Below are 1,087 nucleotides of genomic sequence, written 5' to 3' on the forward strand. Positions count from 1 at the left end.
AACCGTCTATCCCCAAGCGAAACTCTACACGATTAGGCGAAGCAACAGGGTCATATTCGGCGTATCGATCGGTAAGGTGAATGAATCTCTGATTAGTAGAACCAATCAGAGCCCGCTCACGCTCTGGTCGATCCGCCATATATGGGCCATCGACAAGAAGATCGACGACATCAAGAAGTTCCGTGGCACAATTTTGCTGCTTCAGATACTCATACGAATATCCGGTGAAGCATATCACTCCCATATTTGCCCCCTTGGCATACTGCGAAAGCGCTGCACATGCGAGTGCCTGATCAAAGGGTTCACCCCCCAGCAGGGTCAGCCCCTCTACCCCCCGCTCGAGCGCCTTCGCAACCAGGTCCTGAGGGTCGACTGAATGCCCTCCATGAATACTGAAAAGATGTGGATTGATGCAACCTTTGCATTGAATACTGCAGCCTTGCACCCAAACAGCAGTACGCAGACCTGGCCCCTCGGCCGAGGTGCCATGCATCACGCGTCCGACACGAAGAAGAGAGTCAGAACTCAAGACGACGACCATCAGCAGACGAATCGTGTTTTGCGGTTCGCGATTCTGAAGCGAATACGTGATCACGAATTCCTGCAAAGACATGCGGCTGCATGCCAACTCTAGTCACAAGATCGAGGGGACTGCTGAACGAACCGGTGCGCTGCCGAACATCTATGATGTGATCCGCCCAGGGGAGGTCGACACCCGGGAGCGATACAAGAATATCCCGCCCTGCGGTATTGAGATCGACGAGCACTGTTTCACGCGCTGGATTCACATGCGAGAAGGCCACGGAAGGCTCAGACTCCGGCCCTGCCGCCGCAGGCGAAGCGGCCCCCGCATCGATGCGCCCCAATGCGTTGTCGACAGCCTCAGTAGGCGAAGAACGCGCCGGAAGTGAGGAATCACCCTGATCCTGCGCGTACCAAGGGCCTGGGCGCGAATTATGCGCCAACCAAAGCAACCATTTCCGATTGACAACGAATGCCAGAACCGTCCCGCCGATCCAGGAGATCAAGAGGCCAAATCCGACCAACGTATCGGCCGACGTGCCGGTCTCACCCTCGGCAGGAACCT

The 1,087-nt window shown here is 56.1% G+C and carries 2 protein-coding genes; both read right to left on the reverse strand.

The genetic code is table 11. The annotated features are described in order from the left end of the window. Positions 1–613 (reverse strand): 4Fe-4S single cluster domain-containing protein (locus IG178_RS24370; protein WP_226895751.1); only part of this gene is annotated, 613 nt, incomplete at its 3' end. Continuing rightward, a partial coding sequence (locus tag IG178_RS24375; protein WP_226895752.1) for a ComEA family DNA-binding protein occupies positions 519–1,087 on the reverse strand: 569 nt, incomplete at its 5' end. The genes IG178_RS24370 and IG178_RS24375, both read right to left, overlap by 95 nt.

The organism is Neoluteolibacter marinus, from assembly GCF_014904755.1.
Taxonomy (GTDB): domain Bacteria; phylum Verrucomicrobiota; class Verrucomicrobiia; order Verrucomicrobiales; family Akkermansiaceae; genus Haloferula; species Haloferula marina.